Source organism: Microbacterium sp. CFH 31415 (genome assembly GCF_022538185.1).
Classification (GTDB): domain Bacteria; phylum Actinomycetota; class Actinomycetes; order Actinomycetales; family Microbacteriaceae; genus Microbacterium.
Window position 1 is genome coordinate 98,038 of sequence record NZ_JAKYXC010000003.1, and the last position, 24,628, is coordinate 122,665.

General features: G+C 70.7%; 28 protein-coding genes. 21 read left to right on the forward strand and 7 right to left on the reverse strand.

The annotated features are described in order from the left end of the window. Positions 1–3 precede the first annotated feature (3 nt). A complete protein-coding gene (locus MK786_RS04500; protein ID WP_241111046.1) occupies positions 4–2,772 on the reverse strand; it encodes an AAA family ATPase in 2,769 nt (922 codons plus the stop codon). A gap of 119 nt (positions 2,773–2,891) precedes the next feature. Between MK786_RS04500 and MK786_RS04505 the strand changes: the two genes are divergently transcribed. Genes MK786_RS04505 through MK786_RS04520 form a run of 4 tightly spaced genes read left to right on the forward strand, consistent with a single transcriptional unit; the run spans position 2,892 to position 6,513 of the window. Beyond that, the gene (locus MK786_RS04505) at positions 2,892–3,968 is read left to right on the forward strand and encodes a class I SAM-dependent methyltransferase (protein ID WP_241111047.1); all 1,077 of its coding nucleotides are present in this window, start codon (positions 2,892–2,894) and stop codon (positions 3,966–3,968) included. Positions 3,969–4,000: 32 nt separating this feature from the next. Then, positions 4,001–5,251, forward strand: a complete 1,251-nt coding sequence (locus tag MK786_RS04510; RefSeq protein WP_241111048.1) for a glycosyltransferase — start codon at positions 4,001–4,003, stop codon at positions 5,249–5,251. Next, positions 5,251–6,135 (forward strand): alpha/beta fold hydrolase, encoded by an 885-nt coding sequence (locus MK786_RS04515; RefSeq protein WP_241111049.1) that lies wholly within the window; start codon positions 5,251–5,253, stop codon positions 6,133–6,135. Before MK786_RS04510 ends, MK786_RS04515 begins: the two co-directional genes overlap by 1 nt. Before the next feature lie 9 nt (positions 6,136–6,144). Further along, positions 6,145–6,513, forward strand: a complete 369-nt coding sequence (locus MK786_RS04520; RefSeq protein ID WP_241111050.1) for a VOC family protein — start codon at positions 6,145–6,147, stop codon at positions 6,511–6,513. On the opposite strand, the gene MK786_RS04525 is transcribed toward MK786_RS04520, so the two are convergent. After that, entirely contained in the window at positions 6,510–7,541 is a 1,032-nt protein-coding gene (locus tag MK786_RS04525) for an LLM class flavin-dependent oxidoreductase (RefSeq protein WP_241111051.1), read from the reverse strand. The genes MK786_RS04520 and MK786_RS04525 overlap by 4 nt on opposite strands. 155 nt (positions 7,542–7,696) lie before the next feature. Here MK786_RS04525 and MK786_RS04530 point away from each other — a divergent pair, with 155 nt between their 5' ends. Both MK786_RS04530 and MK786_RS04535 read left to right on the forward strand, forming a co-directional pair. After that, positions 7,697–8,188 (forward strand): bifunctional nuclease family protein, encoded by a 492-nt coding sequence (locus MK786_RS04530; protein WP_241111052.1) that lies wholly within the window; start codon positions 7,697–7,699, stop codon positions 8,186–8,188. A 92-nt stretch (positions 8,189–8,280) separates the two neighbouring features. Then, positions 8,281–8,694, forward strand: a complete 414-nt coding sequence (locus MK786_RS04535; protein WP_241111053.1) for a CBS domain-containing protein — start codon at positions 8,281–8,283, stop codon at positions 8,692–8,694. Positions 8,695–8,702: 8 nt separating this feature from the next. Here MK786_RS04535 and MK786_RS16270 read toward each other — a convergent pair whose 3' ends face one another. Then, positions 8,703–8,834 carry a hypothetical protein gene (locus tag MK786_RS16270; RefSeq protein ID WP_277397268.1) on the reverse strand — a complete coding sequence of 44 codons (132 nt, stop codon included), beginning with the start codon at positions 8,832–8,834 and terminating at the stop codon, positions 8,703–8,705. A 91-nt stretch (positions 8,835–8,925) separates the two neighbouring features. On the opposite strand from MK786_RS16270, the gene MK786_RS04540 reads away from it, so the two are divergent. The 6 genes from MK786_RS04540 to MK786_RS04565 all read left to right on the forward strand — a co-directional run bounded on the left by MK786_RS04540 (position 8,926) and on the right by MK786_RS04565 (position 13,398). After that, the gene (locus MK786_RS04540; protein WP_241111054.1) at positions 8,926–9,756 is read left to right on the forward strand and encodes a hypothetical protein; all 831 of its coding nucleotides are present in this window, start codon (positions 8,926–8,928) and stop codon (positions 9,754–9,756) included. After that, a complete protein-coding gene (locus tag MK786_RS04545; protein WP_241111055.1) occupies positions 9,734–10,147 on the forward strand; it encodes a phage holin family protein in 414 nt (137 codons plus the stop codon). The genes MK786_RS04540 and MK786_RS04545 overlap by 23 nt, the downstream gene beginning before the upstream one ends. Beyond that, on the forward strand, positions 10,144–10,707 hold the full coding sequence (locus tag MK786_RS04550) for a DUF3618 domain-containing protein (RefSeq protein ID WP_241111056.1): 564 nt from the start codon (positions 10,144–10,146) through the stop codon (positions 10,705–10,707). Before MK786_RS04545 ends, MK786_RS04550 begins: the two co-directional genes overlap by 4 nt. A 71-nt stretch (positions 10,708–10,778) precedes the next feature. Further along, positions 10,779–11,273: an SRPBCC family protein gene (locus MK786_RS04555; protein ID WP_241111057.1), complete on the forward strand. Its 495-nt coding sequence runs from the start codon at positions 10,779–10,781 to the stop codon at positions 11,271–11,273. Further along, positions 11,270–12,754 (forward strand): NAD(P)/FAD-dependent oxidoreductase, encoded by a 1,485-nt coding sequence (locus tag MK786_RS04560; RefSeq protein WP_241111058.1) that lies wholly within the window; start codon positions 11,270–11,272, stop codon positions 12,752–12,754. The genes MK786_RS04555 and MK786_RS04560 overlap by 4 nt, the downstream gene beginning before the upstream one ends. Further along, positions 12,751–13,398 carry an SDR family NAD(P)-dependent oxidoreductase gene (locus MK786_RS04565; protein ID WP_241111059.1) on the forward strand — a complete coding sequence of 216 codons (648 nt, stop codon included), beginning with the start codon at positions 12,751–12,753 and terminating at the stop codon, positions 13,396–13,398. Before MK786_RS04560 ends, MK786_RS04565 begins: the two co-directional genes overlap by 4 nt. Here the strand turns inward: MK786_RS04565 and MK786_RS04570 are convergent. Continuing rightward, complete coding sequence (locus MK786_RS04570; protein ID WP_241111060.1) at positions 13,388–13,876, reverse strand: MarR family winged helix-turn-helix transcriptional regulator; 489 nt, start codon at positions 13,874–13,876, stop codon at positions 13,388–13,390. The genes MK786_RS04565 and MK786_RS04570 overlap by 11 nt on opposite strands. A gap of 131 nt (positions 13,877–14,007) precedes the next feature. Here MK786_RS04570 and MK786_RS04575 point away from each other — a divergent pair, with 131 nt between their 5' ends. From MK786_RS04575 to MK786_RS16420, 4 genes are all read left to right on the forward strand, one after another. After that, on the forward strand, positions 14,008–14,370 hold the full coding sequence (locus tag MK786_RS04575) for a hypothetical protein (RefSeq protein ID WP_241111061.1): 363 nt from the start codon (positions 14,008–14,010) through the stop codon (positions 14,368–14,370). Between the two features lie 196 nt (positions 14,371–14,566). Next, a complete protein-coding gene (locus MK786_RS04580; RefSeq protein ID WP_241111338.1) occupies positions 14,567–15,742 on the forward strand; it encodes an alcohol dehydrogenase catalytic domain-containing protein in 1,176 nt (391 codons plus the stop codon). 28 nt (positions 15,743–15,770) lie between these two features. Beyond that, positions 15,771–16,496, forward strand: coding sequence for a DUF72 domain-containing protein (locus MK786_RS04585; protein WP_241111062.1), 726 nt, complete (start codon positions 15,771–15,773; stop codon positions 16,494–16,496). A gap of 208 nt (positions 16,497–16,704) precedes the next feature. Continuing rightward, entirely contained in the window at positions 16,705–18,363 is a 1,659-nt protein-coding gene (locus tag MK786_RS16420) for a VWA domain-containing protein (RefSeq protein WP_241111063.1), read from the forward strand. A 58-nt stretch (positions 18,364–18,421) separates the two neighbouring features. Here MK786_RS16420 and MK786_RS04595 read toward each other — a convergent pair whose 3' ends face one another. From MK786_RS04595 to MK786_RS04605, 3 genes are read right to left on the reverse strand one after another with little or no spacing between them, the layout of a single operon-like run. Next, a complete protein-coding gene (locus MK786_RS04595) occupies positions 18,422–19,573 on the reverse strand; it encodes an MFS transporter (RefSeq protein ID WP_241111064.1) in 1,152 nt (383 codons plus the stop codon). Next, positions 19,573–20,256 carry an MIP/aquaporin family protein gene (locus MK786_RS04600; protein ID WP_241111065.1) on the reverse strand — a complete coding sequence of 228 codons (684 nt, stop codon included), beginning with the start codon at positions 20,254–20,256 and terminating at the stop codon, positions 19,573–19,575. Before MK786_RS04600 ends, MK786_RS04595 begins: the two co-directional genes overlap by 1 nt. Next, positions 20,253–20,597: a metalloregulator ArsR/SmtB family transcription factor gene (locus MK786_RS04605; protein ID WP_241111066.1), complete on the reverse strand. Its 345-nt coding sequence runs from the start codon at positions 20,595–20,597 to the stop codon at positions 20,253–20,255. The genes MK786_RS04600 and MK786_RS04605 overlap by 4 nt, the downstream gene beginning before the upstream one ends. 86 nt (positions 20,598–20,683) lie before the next feature. On the opposite strand from MK786_RS04605, the gene MK786_RS04610 reads away from it, so the two are divergent. The 5 genes from MK786_RS04610 to MK786_RS04630 all read left to right on the forward strand — a co-directional run bounded on the left by MK786_RS04610 (position 20,684) and on the right by MK786_RS04630 (position 24,601). Next, positions 20,684–22,000, forward strand: a complete 1,317-nt coding sequence (locus MK786_RS04610; protein ID WP_241111067.1) for an FAD-dependent oxidoreductase — start codon at positions 20,684–20,686, stop codon at positions 21,998–22,000. Positions 22,001–22,014: 14 nt separating this feature from the next. Next, positions 22,015–22,509, forward strand: coding sequence for a GNAT family N-acetyltransferase (locus MK786_RS04615; protein ID WP_241111339.1), 495 nt, complete (start codon positions 22,015–22,017; stop codon positions 22,507–22,509). A gap of 26 nt (positions 22,510–22,535) precedes the next feature. After that, positions 22,536–23,414 (forward strand): metalloregulator ArsR/SmtB family transcription factor, encoded by an 879-nt coding sequence (locus tag MK786_RS04620; RefSeq protein WP_241111068.1) that lies wholly within the window; start codon positions 22,536–22,538, stop codon positions 23,412–23,414. A 72-nt stretch (positions 23,415–23,486) separates the two neighbouring features. Then, entirely contained in the window at positions 23,487–23,903 is a 417-nt protein-coding gene (locus MK786_RS04625; RefSeq protein WP_241111340.1) for an arsenate reductase ArsC, read from the forward strand. Next, entirely contained in the window at positions 23,900–24,601 is a 702-nt protein-coding gene (locus MK786_RS04630; protein ID WP_241111069.1) for an arsenate reductase ArsC, read from the forward strand. The genes MK786_RS04625 and MK786_RS04630 overlap by 4 nt, the downstream gene beginning before the upstream one ends. The last annotated feature ends 27 nt before the right edge of the window (positions 24,602–24,628 follow it).

Below are 24,628 nucleotides of genomic sequence, written 5' to 3' on the forward strand. Positions count from 1 at the left end.
CCGTCATGGCGGCGGAGCCTGCCCAGCCAGCGCTGCGGCGAGCTCTGCGCGTGAGCCGATACCGAGCTTGGCGTAGACCTTGCGGAGGTGGTATTCGATGGTCTTGGGACTGAGGAACAGCGCGGCCGCCGCCTCACGCGTCGTCCGTCCGTCGGCGAGGAGAAGGCACACCTGCAGCTCCTGGGGCGTGAGCTCGCGCGTCGCATCCTCACCGGGGGCGCGCACATGGACGCCGGTCGCGGTCAGCTCGACCGCGGCGTGATCGCGCCATAGCACCGCGCCGAGTTCCGCGAACGTGTCGAACGCCTCGCGCAGCCGTGGGCGCGCGTCCACCCGACGCCCGGCCCGCCGCAGCCGCGACCCGTAGGCGAGACGCGTGCGTGCGTCCTCGAACCGGTCGAGCGTCTGGGCGTGCCACTCGAGTGCGGACTCGAACCATGGCTCGAAGTCCTCGCCGGCGGCGAGCCCTCGCGCACGGCCGGCTCTCGCGCAGGCCCATGGCTGCCCCTTCGCCGCTGCCTGCGCGTGGAACCTCGCCGCGACGGCCAGGGCGCTGTCGCGGCGGCCGATACGCAGCAGGGCATCGGTGAGCTCCGGCGCGGGAGAGAGGTCGGCGTCGTCGAGATCCAGCTCGCCGAGCAGCGCCATGAGTCGCTCGAACCGCTCCGTCGCTCCGGCCGCGTTCCCGAGCGAGAGCTCCAGGTCGCCGAGCGCGTGCGCGACCCACACCTCGCCGACGTGGATGTCACGCGCAGCGCATAGGGCGATCGCCTCCTCGCCGTGCGCATGGCACGCGTCGGCCCGCCCGGCCCGGGCGTCCAGGCGAGCGAGACCTGCCAGCGACATCGCGCGCTCGGTGTCCTGCCCGGTCTCCGACGCCAGGCGGATCGACTCCGCGTAGTCCGCTTCCGCTCTCGCCCAGGCCGCGCCGGTCGTGGCCTCGTCGACCGCCACGTGGAAGAGCACGACGGGAAGCACGCCGACGTCGGCGGACCCCCGCACCTCGTCGACGAGCGCGCGCAGCCGTGCGCCGCTGGAGGCGTCGCGCAGGTACAGCGGAGCGAGCATCAGCCAGGCGAGCCGCCGCGGATCGCGTTGCAGCTCCGCGTCGGACTCGAGCAGCGGCACCGCCGCGCGGATGTCGTCCGCGCCGCCGCGTCCGGCGAGCGTCCGGGCCATGCCCGACGCCATCAGCCCCAGCGCTCGGGACGTCGGGGTCGTCGCTGCCGGCAGCAGATCGGCGATGCGGTCGGCGAGTGCCGATGCGGTGCGGGCGTCGCCCAGGTAGAACGTCGCGTGCACCGCGTCGGCCAGCGAGACGAGCGTCTCGTCGGGCGAGCGCCGACGGTCGGCGGCCGCCATCAGCAGCTCCAGTGCCGTACGCAGTGATCCCGTTCGCGCCGCGATGGCGGCACGCAGCCCGAGGTCATCCTCTCGCGGCGTCGCCGGGCCGTCCCGCATCCGTTCGTCCAGCAGACCGATCGCCCGCCCGCCGTCGCCCGCCGACCAGGCCGTGTCGGCCGCGCGGAGCAGCAGGGCCGCGCGCTCGTCGTCGCTCGGCGAGAGCTGCGCCGCGCGCTCGAACGCGCGCGAGGCGACGCCGTGGGCGCCGCGGGACACCGCGTTGCCGCCCGCCGCCGCCAGCAGCCCGGCGACCTCGGCGTCGGGGTGCCACGTCGCCTCCGCCAGATGCCACGCCCGGCGGTCGGCATCGGCCTCCGGGATGGCCGCAGCCGCGGCGCGGTGCGCGGCGTGGCGATCCTCTGCGGACGCCTCGGAGTACACGGCGGCGCGCAGCAGAGGATGCCGGAACTCGACGCGTCCCCCCTGCAGCGCGATGAATCCGCGATCCTCCGACTCCCCGAGCAGGGACGCGTCGACGCCGAGGCGGGCGCACGCGGCGGTGATGAGCCGGAGCTCGGCGCCGCAGACCGCAGCGACGAGCAGGACCATCCGGGGCGCGGCATCCAGTTCCGTCAGCTGCCGGCCGAACGCACGTGTCACCGCCCGAGGCACCCGCAGGGGGAGGCCCGCGTCGACGCTGTCGACGACGTCGGTGTCGGCGCTATGGAGCTCGAGCAGGGCGAGCGGGTTTCCCGCCGTCGCGCGGTGCAGCCGTCCGAGCTGCTCCTCGGTGATGCGGGGGCCGTCCGCGGCCCGCAGCAGCTCCTGCGCAGCCGCGAGGTCGAGGCCTCCGACGCGCAGCGAGGGGAGCCCCGAGACGACGTCGTCGCCCTCGGGGGAGCGCACGCCCAAGAGCACCACGACCGGATCGGCAGCGAGCCGGCGCGCGGCGAACACGAGAGCATTCGCCGAAGCTGCGTCGACGAGATGCAGGTCGTCGACGACGGCGGCGACGGGACCGTCCTCGGCATAGCGGCACAGCAGGCTCAGCACCGCGGCGCCGACGGCGAAGCGGTCGCTCGCGTCCCGCCGACCAGGACCGGCCGCACCCTCCGCATCGTCGTCGCCGTGCGGCAGCGCGAGCGCGCCCGCGAGTGCAGCGGCCTGCCGCGGCGGGATGCCGTCCAGCGAGCCCAGCGTCGGACGCAGCAGCTGCAGCAGTGCCGCGTAGGGGACCTCGCGCTCGGATTCGTGGCCGGTCGCGCGCAGCACGCGCGTTTCGGTCAGTCGCGAGACGGCGTCGTCGAGGAGGGCGGTCTTGCCGACGCCCGCCTCGCCGCAGATCGCGAGCACGCCGCTCGTCCCCAGGCGCGCGGCTGCCACGAGCCTGTCCAGCGCCTGCTGCTCGGCCTGCCGACCCACCAGCATGCCCCGATCCTACGAGGCCGCCGGACGACTAGGGGGGTCCCCGGATGCGGTCGCCGCGCGCTGGTTCATACCGTCGAGGCATCCGCTGGTATCCCATCTCGAACCGAAGGAGCAGGACCATGTCCACCCTCACCGAACCGGCCGCGATCGACACCGACAAGCTCATGAGCTTCGTCTTCCGTGCCGTCGACGAGGTCGGCGCGACACTCAACGCCGCGCTCGTCGTCATGGGCGACAAGCTCGGGTACTACCGCGACCTCGCCGCCCACGGGCCGACGACCCCGGCGCAGCTCGCCGAGCGCACCGAGACCGCCGAGCCGTACGCGCGGGAGTGGCTCAACGCGCAGGCCGCGGGCGGGTACGTCACCTACGACCCGCAGAGCAAGCGGTACACCCTGCCGCCCGAGCACGCGCTCGCGATGACCGATCCCGACAGTGCGGCATTCCTGCCGGGGTTCTTCCAGATCGCGCTGGGCACCGTGCACGACACCACGCACATCGTCGACGCGGCCCGCAGCGGCGCCGGCTACGGCTGGCATCAGCACGACACCGACGTGCACATCGGCTGCGAGCGATTCTTCCGGCCGAGCTATCACGCCAACCTCGTCGACGCCTGGATCCCCGCGCTCGACGGGGTTCGCGAGAAGCTCGAGACCGGCGCGCTCGTCGCCGACGTCGGCTGCGGTCACGGCGCCTCGACCATCCTGCTCGCGCAGGCGTTCCCGAACTCGACGTTCGTCGGTTCGGACTATCACGCCGAGTCGATCGAGACGGCGCGGGAACGAGCGGCCGCTGCGGGCGTGACGAACGTGCGATTCGAGGTCGCGTCGGCCCAGGAGTTCGGCGGAACCGGATACGACCTGGTCGCGATGTTCGACTGCCTCCACGACATGGGCGATCCGGTGGGTGCAGCCCGGCACGTGCGCGAGGCGATCGCCGACGACGGCACGTGGATGATCGTCGAGCCGATGGCCGGCGACCACGTCGAGGACAACCTCAACCCGGTCGGCCGCGCCTACTACGGGTTTTCGACGCTGCTGTGCACGCCGTCGTCACTGTCGCAGGACGTAGGGCTCGCGCTCGGAACGCAGGCCGGACCGGCGCGCATCCGCGACGTCGCGTCTGCGGGCGGATTCACCCGATTCCGCAGCGTCGCCGAGACGCCGTTCAACCGCGTCATCGAAGCACGGCCCTGACGACCGGGCACGGGCAGGAGCAGACTGGGGCCATGGCCATGCCGGGTCGCAGCCACACGTGGGTCCGGGCGCAGCGCCGTCCGCGGCGGGCGCTGTTCCTGTCCTCCCCGATCGGGCTCGGTCATGCCCGGCGTGATGTGGCGATCGCGCAGGAGTTGCGGCGCCTGCACCCCGACCTGCAGATCGACTGGCTGGCGCAGCATCCCGTCACACGCGTCCTGGCCAAGGCCGGAGAGCCGGTCCACCCGGCATCCGCCTTCCTGGCCAACGAGTCGGCCCACATCGAGGACGAGTCCGCAGACCACGATCTGCACGCGTTCCAGGCCATCCGGCGCATGGACGAGATCCTGGTGAACAACTTCATGGTCTTCAACGACGTGGTCGACGAGACCTACTACGACCTCGTCATCGGCGACGAGGCCTGGGACGTCGACTACTTCCTTCACGAGAACCCCGAGCTCAAGCGATTCGCGTTCGCGTGGCTGACCGACTTCGTGGGTTGGCTGCCGATGCCGGAGGGCGGGGACGCCGAGGCCGCCCTCACTGCGGACTACAACGCCGAGATGCTCGAGCAGCGCGCGCGCTACCGCCGGCTGCGGGATCGGTCGATCTTCGTGGGCAACCCCGACGACGTCGTCGACGAGCCGTTCGGCGCCGGGCTTCCCCGCATCCGCGAGTGGACCGAAGCGCAGTTCGACTTCGCCGGCTACGTGACGGGGTTCGAGCCGCCGTCCGCCGAGGAGCGTGTCGGCGCCCGGCGACGGCTCGGCGTCGGCGCCGACGAGCTCTTGTGCGTCGTCACGGTGGGCGGTTCCGGCGTGGGGCGCGCGTTGCTCCATCGCGTGATGGATTCGATCCCCGCGGCGCGCCGCCTCCGCCCTGAACTGCGGTTCCTCGTGGTGACCGGGCCGCGGATCGATCCCGCCGAGCTGCCACGCCGCCGGGGCGCGTCCGTGCGCGGCTTCGTTCCCGACCTCTACCTCGCGCTCGCCGCGTGCGACGTCGCCGTCGTGCAGGGCGGTCTGACGACCTGCATGGAGCTCACCGCCGCCCGGCGGCCGTTCCTCTACGTCCCGCTCGAGAACCACTTCGAGCAGAACTTCCACGTGCGCCGCCGACTCGACAACTACGGCGCCGGCCGGTGCGTGCGCTACGCCGAGGCGAGCGACCCTGAGACGCTCGCCGCCGCCCTCGTGGCGGAACTCGGCCGCGAGGTGGCGTACCGGCCCGTCGAGACCGACGGCGCCGCACGCGCCGCGGCGATGCTGGCGGAGCTGCTCTGATGCGTGCCCTCCAGCCCACGGCCACCGGATCCGTCGACAACGACGGCCTGGCGGTGCACTACGAGGTCTACGGCGACGGGTCGCCGACGGTGTACCTGCTGATGCCCGACGTCATCGTGCACAGCCGCGCGTGGAAGGCGCAGATCCCATTCCTGGCCCGCCACTTCCGCGTCGTGGTCAGCGACCCGCCGGGCAACGGCCGCAGCGGCACCCCCGTCGTGGCGCGGCAGATGGACGACACGGTGCAGCTCGCCGGCCAGTGGGTGGTGCTCGACGCCGTCGGCGCGGAGCGGGCGGTCCTCGTCGGGCTCTGCAGCGGCGCAGGTCATGCGCTGATCATGGCGGGGGAGCGCCCCGAGCGGGTGCTCGGGGCGTGCACCATCAATCCCGGTGTGCGGCTGACCGAGCCGCTGCCGCACCGGATCGAGTTCGACTTCGACGAGCCGCGTGAGTCGTACGAGGGGTGGCAGAAGCAGAACCGCCACTACTGGAAGCAGGACTGGCGCGGCTGGTCCGAGTTCTTCTTCCGCGAGATGTTCCCCGAGCCGCACTCCAGCAAGCAGGTCGAGGACTGCGTGGAGTGGTCGATGGGCGCCGGCGCCGACATGCTGCTGCTCGAGTACGCGTCGGTATACCGGGCGCAGGACATCCCGACCTCCCGCGCGATCTGCGAAGCGGTGCGCTGCCCGGTCCTGGTGATCACGGGTTCGCTCGACATGTGCCAGAACCCCCGGCGCGGCCCGCTCGTCGCCGAGCTCACCGGCGGCGACCTCGTCGTCATCGAGGGAGGCGGTCACCTCCCGCAGGCGCGCGATCCGGTGAAGGTCAACCTGCTGCTGCGCGACTTCGTGCGCAGGGTGGGCGGCGTCCCGGCGAAGTCGTAGGGTCGGGATATGGACAGGGCTGTTCCGAATCTCCCCTCCCGCGACTTCGATGCCACCGTCACGTTCTACGGCGGCTTCGGGTTCGAGGTGACCTATCGCGACGGCGGCTGGATGATCCTCGGCCGCAGCGGCATCGTGCTCGAGTTCTTCCTCGCGCCCGAGCACGACCCGTACGAGAGCTGGTTCATGACGAGCATCCGCGTGTCGGATCTCGACCGCCTCTACGCCGACGTCCGCGCGAGCGGCGTGCCCGAGAAGACCGTCGGCATCCCGCGGCTGATCCCGGTGTCGCTCCAGGAGTGGGGCCAGCGCGCCGGCTACCTGATCGATCCCGATGGCACGCAGCTCCACCTCATCGAGGACGACGGATCGCGCTAGGCGTGCGTGCCCACCCAGCCGAGCGCCGGGGCGACCTGCGTCGCGAACGTCTCCACGACCCGCAGGTTGAACTCGACGCCCAGCTGGCTCGGGATCGTGAGCATCAGGGTGTCCGCGGCCTGGACCGCGGCGTCGTCCTTCAGCTGCTCGATGAGCACGTCGGGCTCGGCCGCGTACGTCTTGCCGAACGTCGAGCGGATGCCGTCGATCACGCCGATCTGGTCGCCGTCCTGGCGCCCGCCGAAGTAGAGGTGGTCCTCAGCCGTGACGAGGGGGAAGATCGAGCGGCTCACCGACACCCGGGGCTCGCCGGCATGACCGGCCTCGCGCCAGGCTGCCCGGAACGCGTCGATCTGCTCGGCCTGCAGGATGTCGAAGGGGCGCCCGTCGGCCGACGTCAGCAGCGTCGACGACATGAGGTTCACGCCGACCCGACCCGCCCATTCGGCCGAGTCGCGGTTGCCCGCTCCCCACCACACCCGCGAGCGAAGCCCGGGGGAGTGCGGCTCGATGCGCTGCAGCCCCGTCGCTCCGGTGCCGAACGGCGACGAGGCATCCCGCTCCGCCAATCCCTCACCCTCGATGGCGCGCAGGAACAGGTCGAAGTGCTCACGCGCGAGGTCCGCACCGCGAGGGTCGTCGGACCCGGTGTAGCCGAACGCCTCGTAGCCGCGTACGACCGTCTCGGGTGAGCCTCTGCTCACGCCGAGGGCGAGACGGCCGCCGGAGATCAGATCGACGGATGCCGCTTCCTCAGCCAGATACAGCGGGTTCTCGTAACGCATATCGATGACCCCGGTGCCGACCTCGATGCGCTCGGTGCGGGCGGCGATGGCCGCGAGCAGCGGCATCGGCGACGACTGCTGGCGCGCGAAGTGGTGCACGCGGAAGTACGCGCCGTCGACGCCGAGATCGTCCATCCCCTGCGCCAGATCGATCGCCTGCAGCATCGAGTCGGCCGCGGTGAGCTGACGGCCGCCGCCGAGGGGGCCGTAGTGACCGAAGGAGAGGGTTCCGAAGCGCTTCATGCTTGCGTGCAACCGTACGCCCGCGACATCCATTCCGGTGAATGAACAGGCTTCGGAACCGACCTCTGGTGGTGCCGATGCGTTCCGTCTCCACCGGCCGCGGGCGCCGCGACGTGCCTACGATGGCAGGAGGGGATGCGATGGGAGGCGAAGCGATGGTGCAGGTCCGTGTGGCGGGTGTCGCCCTCGACGCCACGGGGCAGCATGTGGTGCTGCTCAAGCCCATCGACGAGATCCCCGGCGACGGCCAGGTGCTCCCGATCTGGATCGGGCAGCTCGAGGCGACCTCGATCCTCGTCGCGATCGAGCAGGCGCCCGTGCCGCGCCCGCTCGCGCACGACCTCATGCGCTCGCTGATCGAGACGCTCGGTGCGGAGGTCACACGCGTCGAGGTGACGCGCATCGACGACGGCACCTTCTACGCCGAGGTCACGCTGTCGACGGCGCTGGGCGACCGCGTGGTCGACGCCCGGCCCTCCGACGCCGTGGCGCTGGCCACCCGTGTCGGGGCGGGGATCTGGGTGGCCGACCAGGTGATGGAAGAGGCGGGCGTGCCCGACGTGCTCACCGAGACCGACGCCGCCGAGAGCCTGGACGAGTTCAAGCGCTTCCTCGACGACGTCGAGCCCGAGGACTTCGAAGGCTGACTCTCGCGACGGTCGCTCCGCGGCAGCCTGTCAAGCCCCTCCGTGCGCCCTGCCCCCTCGCCTAGATTCGGCGGCGGGGAGAGGAGTTTCACATGACCACTGCACGAGAGATCATGACGCCGGACCCGCGGTGCATCGGCGAGTCCGAGAGCCTGCAGGAGGCCGCACGGCTGATGGCCGAGTTGGACGTCGGAGCGCTGCCGATCTGCGGCGCGGACGGCAAGCTCCGGGGGATGCTCACCGACCGGGACATCGTCGTCAAGTGCGTCGCGCGCGGCGGCCGGCCCGCGATCGAGACCGCGGGCCTGCTCGCCGAGCGCACTCTGGTGCTGGCGAACGCCGACGACGACATCCGCGAGGTCCTGACGTCGATGGAGCGGCACCAGGTGCGTCGGGTGCCCGTGCTCGACGGCCACGAGCTCGTCGGCATCATCAGTCAGGCCGACATCGCCCTGACGCTGTCGGCGACGCAGACCGGCGAGGCCGTGGAGGCCATCTCCGAGTGACGGGGCCCTCAGCCCTTCAGCCCGCCGGCGCTGATCCCCCGGATGGTCTGCTTCTGGGCGACCAAGAAGATGAGGATCATCGGGATCGTCTCCCCTGCGCGCATCCATTCATCGCCCGCGCGAAGCACATGCCTCCTCATCGCACAACCCCCTCTGACGTGCGAACGAGGTTGCTTTCAATGGAGAACCTCCACCGGCCCCGCGGTGGAGGTCGAAGGGAAGGGAGACCCCATGTCACAGGGTTATGCAGCCGGAGGTGCCGACCCCTACGTCGCCGATTCCGGTCAGGAGTCGAGCACGGTGGACACCGCGAAGCACGAGGCCGGTGAGGTGAAGGATGCCGCGACCGGCGCTGTGAAGGACGTCGCCGCCACCGCGAAGCAGGAAGCCGGCGGGGTGGCCCGCGAGACGAAGCATCAGGCGCGCGCTCTCCTCGACCAGGGCCGCCAGGAGCTCCGCGACCAGGCGTCCAAGCAGCAGCAGCGACTGGCGTCCGGCCTCACCTCGGTCGGGGACCAGCTCGGATCGATGGCGGCGGGATCGCAGACCTCGGGCGTCGCGGCCGACTTGGTGCAGCAGGCGTCGGATCGCGTCGGCGCCGTGGGGTCGTGGTTCGCCGAGCGCGACCCGGCGATGGTCCTCAGCGAGGTGAAGGCGTTCGCACGCCGTCGCCCCGGCGTGTTCATCACGGCGGGTGTGGTCGCCGGAGTCGTCGTCGGACGACTGGCGCGCGCGCTCGCCTCGAACTCAGGCCAGGGATCGGGCAACGGCAGCGACTCCGGCGCGACGGGAACCGCACGACCGGCACTGCCGGCGTCCACCGGCTACGACACCGCAACAGGTCTGGGCGTATCGGGTGGAAACGGTGCGACCGGTGCGACGGGCATGACCGGCGCGACCAATGCGGGTACGGCCTCAGCCGGTGACGGTATGAACGACACCCCGATGGGCGATGCCTCGATGGACGCCACGGGAGCGGACGCGCCGATCTACTCGCAGTCGGCCGCGCGCTTCGACGGCAATGGAATGGAGGGCACCGATGAGCGATCAGACTCCCTCTGAGCAGCGCGCCGCGACGGCGTCGCTCGGCGAGCTGCTCGGCGAGGTGACGCGAGACCTGTCGACGCTGATGCGCCAGGAGATCGCGCTGGCCAAGGCGGAGCTGAAGGAGTCGGCGACAGCGACAGCGAAAGGCGCGGGCCTGCTCGGCGGGGCGGGATATGCCGCGGCGATGGCCGTGCTGTTCCTGTCGATCGCCGCGTGGGCGGGCCTCGCGAACCTCATCGGCGGCGGCTGGTCCGGGCTGGTCGTCGCGGTGGTGTGGGCCATCATCGCGGCCGTGCTCTACTCCGTAGGCCGTAAGCAGATGAAGCAGGTGAAGGGCGCCCCGCAGACGGTCGAGACGCTCGAGGAGATTCCGCAGGCATTCAAGAGAAACGAGGAGAACCGATGACTGATTCACCCGACGTGATCCGCGCCGACATCGAGCGGACGCGAGAAGAGCTGGGCGCCGACGTCGATGCGCTCGCCGACAAGGTGACGCCGTCCAAGATCGTGGGCCGCCAGACCGACAAGGTGCGCGGCGCCTTCGGCTCACTGCGTGACCGCGTCATGGGAGTCGCGGACGACGCCGGATCGTCGGCGTCCGACATGGCTCACGGTGCGGCGGGTGTCGCTCGCGACGTGAAGGCGAAAGCCGAGGGCAACCCGCTGGCAGTCGGACTCATCGCCTTCGGCGTCGGGCTGGTCGCAGCATCCCTCATCCCTGCGTCCGACCGTGAGAAGCAGCTCGCCGAATCCGTGAAGGAGCAGGCACAGCCGCTCGTCGACCAGGTGAGCTCGGTCGCCAAAGAGGTCGCCTCCGACCTGAAGGAGCCGGCCCGACAGGCCGCCACCGCCGTCAAGGACAGCGCCCAGGGCGCATTCGACACGGTCAAGGGCGAGGCGACGGATCAAGCCGGCACGGTCGCCGACCGTGCGAAGGACGCGCGAGACACCGTCTCCGGCGTCTGACGCGAGTCGATCGGGTGCGGGGCGGACGCCGAGTCCGCTCCGCACCCTCACCGCGAACGGAGGAATGACCGATGTCCCGCAACGTGAGAGAGCTGCGCTGCTCCCCGGAGGATGTGTTCCGGGTGCTGGGCGACGGCTGGCTGTATCCGTCGTGGGTGGTGGGGGCGTCGCGCATGCGTGATGTCGACGACGCCTGGCCTGCTGCAGGTGCGGAGCTGCACCACTCGTTCGGCACGTGGCCGCTGCTGATCGACGACAGGACGGTGGTAGAGGCGTGCGACCCGCCGCACACGCTCGCGCTTCGTGCGCGAGGCTGGCCCATCGGCGAGGCGCGCGTCACGATCGACGTCAAGCCTCGAGGCGACCGGAGCGTCGTGCGCATCCAGGAGGAGGCCGTCGCTGGCCCTGGCCGATTCGTGCCGGACGCGATCATGGACGTGCTGCTGCACTGGCGCAACACCGAGACGCTCCACCGGCTGGCGTACCTCGCCGAGGGCATCGCTGCCCGCACGCCGGGTGACACCACCGCGGAGCAGGAGATCGGCGCCGACGCCGCTTCGTCATGAGCGCAGCGGCCGTCGGCAGTACCGAGTGCGACGCCGTGGTGGTGGGCGCCGGCCCGAACGGTCTCGCCGCCGCCGTCACGCTCGCCCGTGCCGGCCTCAGTGTGCGCGTCTACGAACGCGCGGACAAGGCGGGCGGCGGCGCGTCGACGCGCGAGCTGACGCTCCCCGGACACCGACATGACGTGTGCTCGGCCGTGCACCCGATGGCCTTCGAGTCGCGCTTCTTCCGCGAGTTCGGCCTGCGGTCGCGCGTGCGCTTCGTCACTCCCGACCTGTCCTTCGCACATCCGCTCGACGGCGGCAGGGCGGCACTCGCCCACCGCGACCTGAGCCGCACGCGCGACGGCCTGGGCCGGGACGGACGAGTGTACGAGCGGCTGATGCGTCCGCTGGCCGAGAGGGCGACGAGCATCGCCGAGTTCACCGGGTCGTCTCTGCTCGCCGTTCCGGCGGACATCCCGACCGCTGCCGCCTTCGGCGTGCGCGCGCTGGAGCAGGGCTCGCCCGCATGGAGCGCCAGATTCCGGGAGGACGCGGCGCCGGCGATGCTCACCGGTGTCGCAGCGCACACGATCCTGCCGCAGCCGAGCATCGCCGCGGCGGGGGCGGGCCTCGCACTCACCGCGTACGCCCACGCCCGCGGCTGGCCGATCCCCGTCGGCGGCAGCCAGGCGATCGTCGACGCCATGGTGGACGATCTGCGCGCCCACGGCGGGGAGGTGGTGCTGGACCACGAGGTGCGGTCGCTGCGCGAACTGCCCCGCGCCCAGGCCACGCTGCTCGACGTCACGCCCCGCGCGTTCCTCCGCATGGCGGCAGAGGCGATGCCCGTCGGCTACCGCCACGCCCTCGAGGCGTTCCGCTACGGCGGCGGCGTTGCGAAGATCGACTTCGCCCTGAGCGGCCCGGTGCCCTGGTCCCACGCCGAGGTGCGCCATGCCGGAACCGTGCACGTCGGAGGAACCCGGGCCGAGGTGGCGGCGGCCGAGAACGCGGTCAACGCGGGGAGGCTGCCCGAGCGGCCGTATGTGCTCGTCTCGCAGCCGTCGGTGTTCGACGGGACGCGTGCACCGGCCGGCCATCACACGCTGTGGACCTACACCCACGTACCGGCGGGAAGCGTGGCTGATCGCCGCGAGGCGGTCATCGCGCAGATCGAGCGGTTCGCACCCGGATTCCGCGACCTCATCCTCGCGACCAGTTCCAGAACCGCCCTGGACGTGGAGCGCCACAACCCGAACTACCCGGGCGGCGACATCGCCGCGGGTGCGCCGACGCTCTGGCAGATCATCCGCCGGCCCGTGCTCACGCCCGACCCGTGGCGCACGCCGATTCCCGGGGTCTACCTCGCCGGTGCGTCGGCGGTGCCCGGCCCCGGCGTGCACGGCCTCGCAGGATGGTTCGCCGCCCGCAGTGCACTGCGCCATGAATTCGGCACTCGGACGCTGCCGGATCTCAGTCCGCCGAAGGGGATGACGTGACCGCTGAAGGACGGGTGGTCGTGATCACCGGGGCGTCGAGCGGGATCGGCCGCGCGACTGCCGGCGCCTACGCCAGGCGCGGCGCCCGGCTCGTGATCGCGTCGCGGAGCGCGGCCGCTCTGGAGACCGTGGCCGAGGAGTGCCGCGCGCACGGCGCCGAAGTGCTGGTCGTCCCGACGGACGTGACGGAAGAGGGCGAGGTTCGGGCGCTGGCTGCCGCGGCCGCAGGGGATTACGGCCGCATCGACGTCTGGGTCGGCAACGCGGGGCTGTTCAGCTACGGCGGATTCGAGGAGACGCCGGCGCGGCTGTTCCGCGAGGTCGTCGCCGCGGTCGCGCGGGCCATCGTGCGCGCACCGGCACGACGGCGCTTCGCGACGTCGGTCGGACTGCTGCAGCGCGTCGTCGTGCCCTTGCACCGCGCGTCGCCGTGGGCATACGACTTGCTGACCCGCTTCGTGAAGAAGAGGATCGAACTGCGGGGCGACGCGCCGCTGAGTGATGGCACGGTGTTCGACGCACCGCCTGGGGCTTCGCCGGTCACGGGGGGCTGGCGGTCTCGCGGTGCGCGGCTGCTGGTGTGGGGCGCGGGGGTGCTGCTCCTCACGGGCACCGTGCGAGGGCGGGGGAGTCTCAGGGGCTGACGGTGGTGGCGGTCGCCGTGTCGGACACCACAGCTCGCACGCTCTCGAGGAATGCTGCGATGATGCGCGCATCGTGATCGGTGAGGCGCGAAGCGAGTTCGCGCAATCGTGTCGTCAGCGGATCGAGGTGGTCCGGGTCGGCGCTGCGATCGAATGGCCGCACCAGCTTCTTCCGGCGGTCGCGAGGATGGGGCTCGACGTGGACCATCCCGCGCGCGACAAGCCGGTCGATGAGCGCCGTGCCCGCAGCCGGCGAGAGGTGCACTGCGTGGGCCACCATCGTCGGGGTGACCTCGTCGGCGTCGACGCGCCCGAGAAGAAACCGCATCGCGGCGCGATCCGTCTCGGCGAGGCCGGACTCGTGCTGACGGCGCCGCGCCAGACGCGCTTCGGCGAGGCGGAGCTGCTCCAGGACGCCGGCGACATCGGGCGCATCGGCGGCCACCATGTCGGCAGTTGCCCCGGTGGTCTGCGTCATGACGTCCCCAATCGATCGTGTCCTGGAGAGTATGCCCTATTGTCAGCGAATAATTCAGTGAGAGAGATATCTCACTATCTAAATATTTGGTCTCGAAGTATTATGAGTTCACCAGAACGGATGGTCGAACCATGGCGAAACTCTTCTACGGCGCCCAGCAGGAGCCGATCGAGATCCCGGATCTCCTGCTCGCCCACGTCAAAGTGGTCATCGCCACGAAGCTGCGGCGCAACGAGTGCTTCATGATGTCGTGGGCGCACGCCGACGGCTCCGGTCGCTCGTCGATCTGGGTGCAGCCCTCGATTCCGATGCGCTTCGTGTTCGAGTCGGCCGAAGCCCCTCAGCTCGATCGGGCGCTGCTCGCGTCGCTCGCGGTGGCCGCCAGTTCGAACAGCGGCCTCGTCCTGCGCCTCGACGACCTCGGGCTGACGGAGTCTTTCGCCTCCGCGCCCGCCCCGTCGCCTGACCGCGAGCGCGTGCTGACCGCGGCCTGACACCCCGCCGGCGGGTCAGAGCCTCCCGAAGGTCGCGTCTGCGGGGGCGAACTGCGAAGAGTTCATGTCTGCGCCAGCGCCCGCGGGATGTCAACCCCCGCGCGGTGACGTCCCTCCCCTGCCCAGAATCGAAGGGGTGCCCCACCTCGGGGATCTGCGAGCGACGCCCGCGGCGACGGGCCGGGAGGACGGGACGATGAAGGCGCTGACGTGGCAGGGACGACGCGAGGTCACCGTGGAGGATGTGCCCGATCCTCGGATCGAACAGCCCACCGATGCGATCGTCCGGATCACCTCGACGGCCATCTGCGGCTCCGACCTCCACCTCTACGAGCTCTTCGGGCCGTTCATCGACAAGGGGGACGTGCTCGGCCATGAGCCGATGGGGATCGTTGTCGAGGTGGGCGACGACGTCTCGCAGCTCGCCGTCGGCGACCGCGTCGTCATCCCCTTCAACATCGCGTGCGGGCAGTGCTTCATGTGCGTGCGCGGACTGCAGTCGCAGTGCGAGACCACACAGGTGCGGGAGTACGACAGCGGCGCCGCTCTGTTCGGCTACACCAAGCTCTACGGCCAGGTTCCCGGCGGTCAGGCCGAATACCTGCGTGTCCCGCTCGCCGACCACAACCACATCCGCGTCGGCGATGACCTTCCCGACGATCGCTACCTCTTCCTCAGCGACATCCTTCCCACGGCGTGGCAGGGGCTCCAGTACGCCCATGTCCCCGACGGCGGGACGGTGGCGGTCATGGGGCTGGGGCCGGTGGGCCAGTTCGTCGCCCGTGCCGGCGTGCACCTCGGCTACCGGGTGCTCGCGGTCGATCCGGTGCCCGAGCGTCGGGCGATGGCCGAGCGCCACGGTGCGTCGGCCTTCGACCTGACCGACGACATCGTCGCCGAGCTGCGTGATCTCACCGAGGGGCGGGGCGCCGACGCCGTCGTCGATGCGGTCGGTCTCGAGGCCCACGGCGATCCGATGATCGCGTTCGCCCAGCGCGCGGCGGGCATGCTGCCGGATCCACTCGCCCGGAAGGTGATGGACACCGCGGGCATGGACCGGCTCGCCGCCGTCTACGCCTCGATCGACCTCGTGCGCCGCGGCGGCACGGTGTCGATCAGCGGCGTCTATGCCGGTGACGCCGACATCCTGCCGATGAAGACCATGTTCGACAAGCAGATCTCGCTGCGCATGGGGCAGTGCAACGTGAAGCGGTGGGTGGATGCGCTCCTCCCGCTCGTCGAGGACCCGGGCGATCCGCTCGGGGTCATGGATCTGACGACGCATCGCGTGCCGCTGAGCGATGCGCCCCTGATGTACAAGACGTTCCAGAAGAAGGAGGACGGATGCATCAAGGTCGTGCTCCAGCCGTGAGCGGGCACGCGGCATCCGATTCCCCCTCATGGCACGCATCGGCACCTCGGGATGGAGCTACGACCACTGGAAGGACGTGCTCTATCCTCCGCGGCTGCCCGCCGGCGCACGGCTCGAGACGTACTTCCGGGAGTTCGACACCGTCGAGCTGAACGCCTCGTTCTATCGCTGGCCGCCGCCGGCGCGGTTCGCGTCGTGGCGTGAGCGGCTGCCGCACGGCTTCGAGATGGCGGTCAAGGCGCCGCGCGGACTGACCCACGCACGACGGCTGCTGCATCCGGAAGCGTGGATCGAGCGCATCGAGGCGGGCCTGCACGAATTGGGTGTTCGACGCGGTCCGCTTCTCATCCAGCTGCACCCGTCGCACCAGCGCGACGACGCCCGGCTCGACTGGCTCCTGCGGCACCTGCCCGCGTGGGTTCGGCCGGTGGTCGAGTTCCGCCACGACTCGTGGGCGACGGAGGAGGTATTCCGGCTGCTCGAGCACCGGGGCGCGGGCTACTGCGTCATGAGCGGTGCGCGGCTGCCGTGCATGCTTCGGGCCACGGCCCCGGTCGTGTACGTGCGGCTGCACGGACCGGATCAGGAGCACCTCTACGGCGGCTCCTACTCCGACGACGACCTGGCGTGGTGGGCGGCGCGCATCCGGGAGTGGGAGGGATCGGGTCACTCGGTCTACGCCTACTTCAACAACGACGGCGAGGGTCACGCGGTGCGCAACGCCCGCACTCTGCGCGGGATGCTCGGCACCTGACGTCGGTGAGGTGGCCTCCCTGCTGCGGTCGCGCGCATCAGGAGCCCTTTGACCTCTCAGGCCTGTCACCTAAACTCCACTGGAGTATTCCCCCCGAAGTACGGCGCAGTCTTCCCCCGGGACGACGCCGTATCCCCGATGCGGGCCCCACCCGCCGTTCATCGGAGTGCCATTGGTCCGAGTTCAGCCGTCTACGCCCTCCGGCACGGTGCCCACACGCGCCGCGGTCCGCGCGGCGCAGCAGAAGAAGCGCTCGCTGATCCTGGCGGGCGTGATCCTGCTCCTGGTCGTCGCCCTTGTCGCCGTGCTCGGCGTCATGTTCGTACGAGGATTCCCCGGCCCGTCCGCGCAGCAGCCCGCGCCCGAGGGCACGTGCCTCCCCGCGTCGCTGCGCATCACCGCCGACCCGGCCGTCGCCCAGGCGCTCGAGTCGATCGTCGCCGATCTCACCGGGCCGCGCACCGACTGCCCCCAGGTGTCGATCCGGGCCGAGGACAGCGCGGTCACCGCCGCAGCGATCACTGAGGGCACGGTGCCCGACTTCGACGTGTGGGTGCCCGACTCCGCGATGTGGCCCGCGCGGGCGACCGGCATGGCAGAGCTGCGGGAAGTGGATGCCGCGGACCTCGTCGTCACCGGCACGGTGGCCAGCACGCCGGTGGTCTTCGCGACGACGGAGGACACCGCGGCCGCGCTAGAGTCCGAGGGAGCCGGATTCGCGAGCCTCGCCGGCGGAACGGTGTCGGCGGTCGTGCCGGACCCCGCGGCGGTGGCCGGCAGTTCGGCGGCACTGCTCGCGCTGCAGACCGCGGTCGGCGGCGATGCGCGAGTCTTCACGGCGCTGGCGCTCGGCCTCGAGCGGGGTGTCGTCGCGACGGCCGCGGACGCGCTCGCCGCGGCATCCGCCGCTACCACTCCGACCATCGCGGTGACGACCGAGCAGGCCCTCCTCGCATACGGAACCGCCGCTGACGCTCCGCTCGTGCCGGTCTTCCCCACCGATGTGAAGCCCGCCGTGAGCATGCCGCTCGTGACGCTCGGCGACGCCACGGTCGACACGCTCGAGGCCGTCGACGTGCTGTCCGAGGCGGTGGCCGGCGCATCCGAGCGGCTCGCCGAGTACGGACTGCGGGATGCCGCCGGCCACGCGGCCGGTGCCACGGGCGGCGACGCCGCCGTGGTGGCGGCCGACCCCGCCGACGGCGCCAACCAGGCGGAGGCGCTGCGCACCTGGCAGATGCTCACCGCGCCGTCGCGCATGATCGCGCTCAACGACGTCTCGGGATCCATGAACCAGCCCGCGACCGCCGACATGCGCCGCATCGACCTGTTCGAGCAGGCCGCGGTCCGTGCCATCAACTCGCTCTCGGACGACTCCTCGATCGCGAACTGGGTCTTCTCCAGCCGTCGCATCGGCGGCCAGGACTGGCAGGAGATCGTGCCGTTCGGCGAGCTGGGCGACCCCGCGCACAAGCAGCGCATGATCGACTCGGCGAACGGTCTCGACAGCCTCGTCGGCGGGGGCACCGGCCTCTACGACAGTGTTCTGGCCGCCGTGACCTATCTGCGCGAGACGTACGTCGCGGGGCAGGTCAACCTCGTGCTGCTCAACACCGACGGCTTCAACGAGGACGATGAGGGTCTCGACCTGCCTGGTCTGCTCGTCGAGCTGGAGAAGCTGCGGGATCCGGCGAAGCCGGTCGCGGTGATCGCGATCGGCTACGGTCCCGACACCGACCAGGCCGCGCTGGAGCAGATCGCCGCAGCCACGGACGGCGCGGCGTATCAGGCGCTCAAACCGACGGACATCGGCACGGTGCTGATCGACGCGGTCACGCAGCGCGGCTGCCGCCCGAACTGCGGGTAGTGAACGAGCGGATGCCGCGACGGGATGGCATGCGGAGGGTTGCGTGCGCATGCACGGCTCATCGCCTGACAGCGAGGAGACCGCCCACGCCACAGAGCGCGGCCATCGCGAAGGCGAGCGCTTGGTACGAACCCATCGCGCCCGCGATCGCCGAGGCCGCTCCCGGCGCCAACGCGGTGAGCGCGATGACGGGCAGGGCGAGCGCGCCGTTGAGGCGTCCGTACTGCGCGTGGCCCCACCGGTCAGAGATCGCGGAGGCCTGCACCAGAGTGTGGACTCCTCGCAGTGCACCCGTGATCACCGCAGCGAGGAAGATCCCCACGGTGCCCTGTGCGGCACCGAAGCCGGCCAGCGCAACCGCCCCCGCGAGCCCGACGGCGACCGTTGCCACCCACGGCGCCGCGGCATGCGGGAGTGCGAGGTAAACGAGGCGGCCGAGCACCGAGCCGGCCCCGATGACGCCGAGGACCCACGCCGCCGCCTGGAGGTCGAGGCCCTTCTCCAAATACGCAGGCACAGCGGAGAGCGTGACCGCGTATAAGGCGAACGACATCGTCGCGAAGGAGAGGCCGAGCAGCCAGAACCTCGCCGACGACAGGACGCCGGTCGAATCCTCGGCCGACCGCGTCTCCACGATCGGCTCCCATCCGTCCTCGATGGCGATCGTGTAGATCGGCACCACGACCAGGGTGATGAGCCCGGCGAGAATCGCGAAGGTGATCCGCCATCCGAACACGTCCACGAGTGCTGCGGTCAGTGGTGCGAAGATCGTGGACGCGAGGCCGCCGGCCAGAGTCACGATCGTCAGCGGTCCGTGCCGAGCGCCGCGGTAGCGGTGCGTGATGACGGTGAAGACGGCCTGGTAGAGCACGGCCGACTGAGCGGCTCCCACGAGAAGCCATGCGGCGGCGAAGACCAGGACATCCTGCGCGGCGGCCGCGCACAAGAGGGCGCCCCCGGAGGCGACGGCTCCGACGACCATCACGACCCGGGGCCGGGCATCGAGCCAGCGTCCGACGACAACGCCGCACGCAGCGGAGACCATCAGCCCACCCGTCACAGCGAGGAAGATGCTCTGCTCATCCCAGCCGGTCTCCGTGGCGATCGCAGGCGCCGCCACCAGGACGGCGTAGTAGAGGGCGCCCCATGCGACGACCTGGGCCACGGCCAGCAGGGCGAGCGCGACCCGCGGTCGCGACCCGGCGAGCATCAGGCCTCGACGGTGACGCGCTTGCCCTCGATCCGGAACAGCGCGCGGACTGCGATCCAGCCCAGGGCCGCCCCGACGATCTGAGCGGCGATGAACGGGAGCGCTGACGCGGGGGAGATGCCGGCGAAGGTGTCGGTGAACATCCGGCCGACGGTGATCGCCGGGTTCGCGAAGCTCGACGATGACGTGAAGAAGTACGCCGCGCCGATGTAAGCGCCTACAGCGGGAGCGGCCAGGTGCGAGCGTCCGGTGCGCACCAGGGCGAAGATGACCACGACGAGCCCGGCGGTCGCCACCACCTCGCCGAGAAGCAGGGGCCATCCGGCTCGCTCGGTGGTGCTCCACGCGACGGCGGGCTCGTCGAACATCAGGTTGGCGAGGATGGCGCCGGCGATGCATCCGATCACTTGAGCAGGGATGTAGACGGCGGCGATCGACCACTTCTCGCGGTGGAGGGTGATGTCGGCGAGGGTGACGACCGGGTTGAAATGAGCGCCCGAGACCGTCGCGAACACGAGGATGAGGACCGTGAGGCCCAAGGCGGTCGCGAACGCGTTCTCGAACAGTTGCAGGCCGGTGTCGCCGGGGGAGAGCCGCTGTGCGGCGATTCCCGAACCGACCACCACGGTCGTCAGGCCCGCGCTTCCGAGGAACTCGCCCGCCACGGCGCGTGCGCTGCTCACGAGGTGACGAAGAGCTGTGCCACGCGGTCGAGCGCTCCCGGCACGAGTGCGTAGTACGCCCACGTGCCTCGCTTGGTCCGCGAGAGGAACCCGGCCTCGCTGAGCACCTTCAGGTGGTGGGATACCGTCGGCTGGCTGAGACCGACGGGCTCGATCAGGTCGCAGACGCATGCCTCGGCGTCTTCCGATGCAGCGACGATCGAGAGCAGCCGCAAGCGCGTCGGATCGGCGAGGGCCTTCATGGTGTGCGCCAGCTGCTCTGCATCCTCCGGCGAGAGCGTGTCGCGGACGAGCGGCGCACAACAGGTGGCGGTCACATCGGTCACCTCGAGCGTGATCATGCATCGACAATACTCGATATTGACACTCGTCGATAGATGGGTGCAGACTGCGATATCGAAAGTCATCGATATTACGGAGGCACACCGTGACCCTGCTCGATCTCACCCCCCGCGTCGCCACGAACGATCGCCTCTCGACGCTTCCCGTCGTCGTGGTCGGAGCCGGTCCGATCGGCCTCGCCGCTGCAGCGCATCTCATCGATCGCGGCATCGACGTCGTGGTCCTCGAATCCGGTGAGAGTGTCGGCGCCAGCATCCGCTCGTGGGGCCACACGCGGCTGTTCTCGCCGTGGAAGCATCTGGTCGACCCCGTAGCCCGCCGCATGCTCGAAGCATCCGGGTGGGAGCTTCGCGACCCCGAGCGAGCGCCGACGGGTGCCGAACTGGTCGAGCACTACCTGGAGCCGCTGGCCGCCCTCGCCCCGATGGCATCAGTGATCCGGACCGGCACCCGGGTCGTCGCCGTGACTCGCGAGGGGATGGACCGAACGCGTTCCCGGGCACGCGCGGCCACACCGTTCGTCGTCCGCGTCACGACCGACAACGGCCTCGAGGAACTCTCGGCACGGGCGGTGATCGATGCATCCGGTACCTACTCGACGCCCAACCCACTGTCCTCGAACGGGCTCGGGCTCCTCGGCTCCGAGGAGATCGCGGATGCCGTCACGCCGGCTCTTCCAGACGTGCTCGGTCGCGACCGTGCGCAGTTCGCCGGGCGGCACACCACGGTGGTCGGTGCGGGCCACTCAGCGGCGAACACGCTGCTGGGCCTTGCCGAGCTCGCGCGCCAGGAACCGGGCACCTCCGTGACCTGGTTGATCCGCAATGCCCAGGCCGTGCGGGTGTCCTCCGCTCCCGACGACGAACTCGCCGACCGCGCCAAGCTCGGCAGCCGCGTCGACCAAGCCGTCGCCGCGGGAACGGTCACGGTGGTCGACGGGTTCGAGATCCTTCGTGCACGGCGCATCGACGGTCATGTCGAGCTGGTCGGTCACCGCCGTGGCGAGGTCGTCACGCACGAGACCGATCTCGTGGTCAACGCCACCGGATTCCGCCCTGACCTCGAAATGCTGCGCGAGATCCGCCTGGAGCTGGACGACATCGTCGAAGCGCCCAAGCGGCTCGCACCTCTGATCGACCCGAACGTCCACTCCTGCGGCACCGTCGAGCCGCACGGCTTCCGCGAGCTCACGCACCCTGAGAACGGGTTCTTCATCGTCGGCATGAAGTCCTACGGCCGCGCCCCCACCTTCCTCCTCGCGACCGGGTACGAGCAGATTCGCTCGGTGGCCGCGTGGCTGGACGGCGACCTCGCCTCTGCCTCGCAGGTCGAGCTGGTGCTGCCGGCGACCGGCGTGTGCTCCACCGACCTGGCGGACGCAGCAGGAGGCTGCTGCTCGTGACACGGATCCGGCCGATGGTTCCCGAGGACTGGACCGACGTCGAGCGGATCTACGCGCAAGGCATCGAAGACGGCGAAGCCACGTTCGAGACGACGACCCCCACCTGGGAGGCCTTCCACGCCGGCAAGCTCCCCTACGCGCGCCTGGTGGCTGTGGGCGACGCCGGCCAGGTGCTCGGGTGGGCGGCAGCATCGGCCGTCTCAGGTCGGCCCGCGTACTCCGGGGTCGTCGAGCACTCGGTCTACATCGACCGCGATGCGCGTGGTGGCGGCATCGGGCGCGCTCTCCTCGACGCGTTCATCCAGGCGGCGGAGGATGCCGGCGTCTGGACGATCCAGTCCAGCGTCTTCCCCGAGAATTCCGCCAGCCTGCGCGTCCACGAGAGGGCGGGATTCCGAGTAGTGGGCCGTCGCGAACGGATCGCGCGATCCGGCCTCGGGCCGCACGCGGGCCGGTGGCGCGACACGGTGGTGATCGAACGACGCAGCGATCGCAACGGGACCGATTGAATCAGCCGGTCGATAGACTCCGATCTATGAGTTCGGACGGGTCACGGGGGATGGCTGCACTGGCCGATCCGACCCGGGCGAAGATCCTCCGGCTCATCCGCGATTCCCCCGATGGCCGTCAGCTCGTCGGGCGCCTGGCCGAGGCCCTCGCCCTCCGGCAGCCCACCGTCAGTCATCACATGAAGGCTCTGCTCGCCGAAGGTGTCGTCGTCCGCGAACCCGACGGGCGACGGGTCTGGTACTCGATCGCGCCCGATCAAGCCGCGCGCGTCGACGCACTCCTCGGCGGCGGGCCCCCGGTGCGCCCACCCGACCTCGAGCGCATCGTCGCCGACCTCTCGACGCGCTACCGCGGGACCTTCAGCCCTGAGACGGTCCGCGCACAGGTCTCCGAGAGCTACGAATTGCTCGCCGGGGTCACTGCTCCGCCTCTCGTGGCCTCGCGGACCGCGGGATTCGCCGCCACCCGGCTCGACGCGTTGAGCCGAGTCGCGGGTGATCGCACCGACCGACCGGAGGTGCTCTTCGTCTGTGTGCAGAACGCCGGGCGCTCGCAACTGGCGGCGGGGATCCTCCGGCAGCTGGCCGGGGACCGGGTGGCAGTCCGAACGGCAGGCTCCGCCCCCGGGCCGGAGGTGCGGTCGTCGATCGTCCACGCTCTCGATGAGATCGGCATCTCGCTCGGCGGCGAGTTCCCGAAACCGCTCACGGACGAGATGGTGCGCGCCGCGGACGTGGTCGTCACCATGGGCTGCGGCGATGCGTGCCCGATCTATCCGGGGCGCCGTTACCTGGATTGGGATCTGGAAGACCCCGTCGGAAAGCCGGCCGCGGTCGTGCGCGCCATCCGGGACGACATCGAGCGGCGCGTGCGCTCCCTCCTGATCGAGCTGCTCCCGACCTGACCGTTCATCGGCTGTTCATTGTCGACCAATAGATGAACATCTATGCTTTCCGTGAGAGAAAGCGAGACCTCGATGGCCGAGAAGCCCACCGTCCTCTTCGTCTGCGTCCACAACGCCGGTCGCTCCCAGATGGCCGCCGGCTACCTGCGCGCGCTCGGCGGCGACCGCGTCGAGGTGCTCTCTGCAGGCTCGGCGCCGAAGAGCGAAATCAACCCCGTCGCTGTCGCGGCGATGGCCGAGGAGGGCATCGACATCGCAGGGAACTCGCCGAAGGTGCTGACCGTGGAGGCCGTGAAGGAGTCCGACGTCGTCATCACCATGGGCTGCGGCGACGCGTGCCCCATCTTCCCGGGCAAGCGCTACGAGGACTGGGAGCTCGACGACCCTGCGGGGCAGGGAATCGACGCGGTGCGTCCCATCCGCGACGACATCCGGCGCCGGATCGAGACGCTGCTCGACGAGATCCTCCCGGATGGGCGGGCGGCGTGAGCATCCCGCCGGTCCAGGCTGCTCTGCTTTCGCCTGACTCAGTTCTCCGTCGCGCCGCGGAGCGCCTGGCACAGCGGTTCGCGGGCATGGTCGGGGAGGAGACCGTGGAACGCGTCGTCTTCGAGTCCTACGTCGCGCTCGGCCGGACTGCCAAGGTTCAGATGCACCTTCCCGCTCTCACCGAGCGCTTCGCCGAGGATCGTCTCACCGCGCTCGCGCAGACCAAGGGGCTCGTCGTCAAAGCGGTGCCCGAGGTGCTGTACATCTGCGTGCACAACTCCGGCCGCTCGCAGATGGCGGCCGCCCTCACCCGGCATCTCTCCGATGGCCGGGTGCACGTCCGCTCGGCGGGGTCGAAGCCGACCGGCGAGGGCATCCTCCCGTCGGTGATCACCGTCCTGGAGGAGATCGGCATCCACGTCGACCAGGAGTTCCCCAAGCCTCTCACCGACGAGGTCGTGCGCGCGGCCGACGCCGTCGTGACGATGGGCTGCGGCGACGCGTGCCCGCTGTACCCCGGCAAGCGCTACCTGGACTGGGAGCTCGCCGATCCGGCGACGCTCGACCTCGACGGAGTGCGGCAGGTGCGAGACAGCATCCGCGGCCGAGTCATCGACCTCTTGTCTGAACTCGCGCCGCCGTTCTCGATCTCCCCCAGGGGTGGGTCCACCCGGGAGCGGGGGACCTTCGGCCCGTAGCGTGGGGCGGGTTCCGCAGAAGATGGT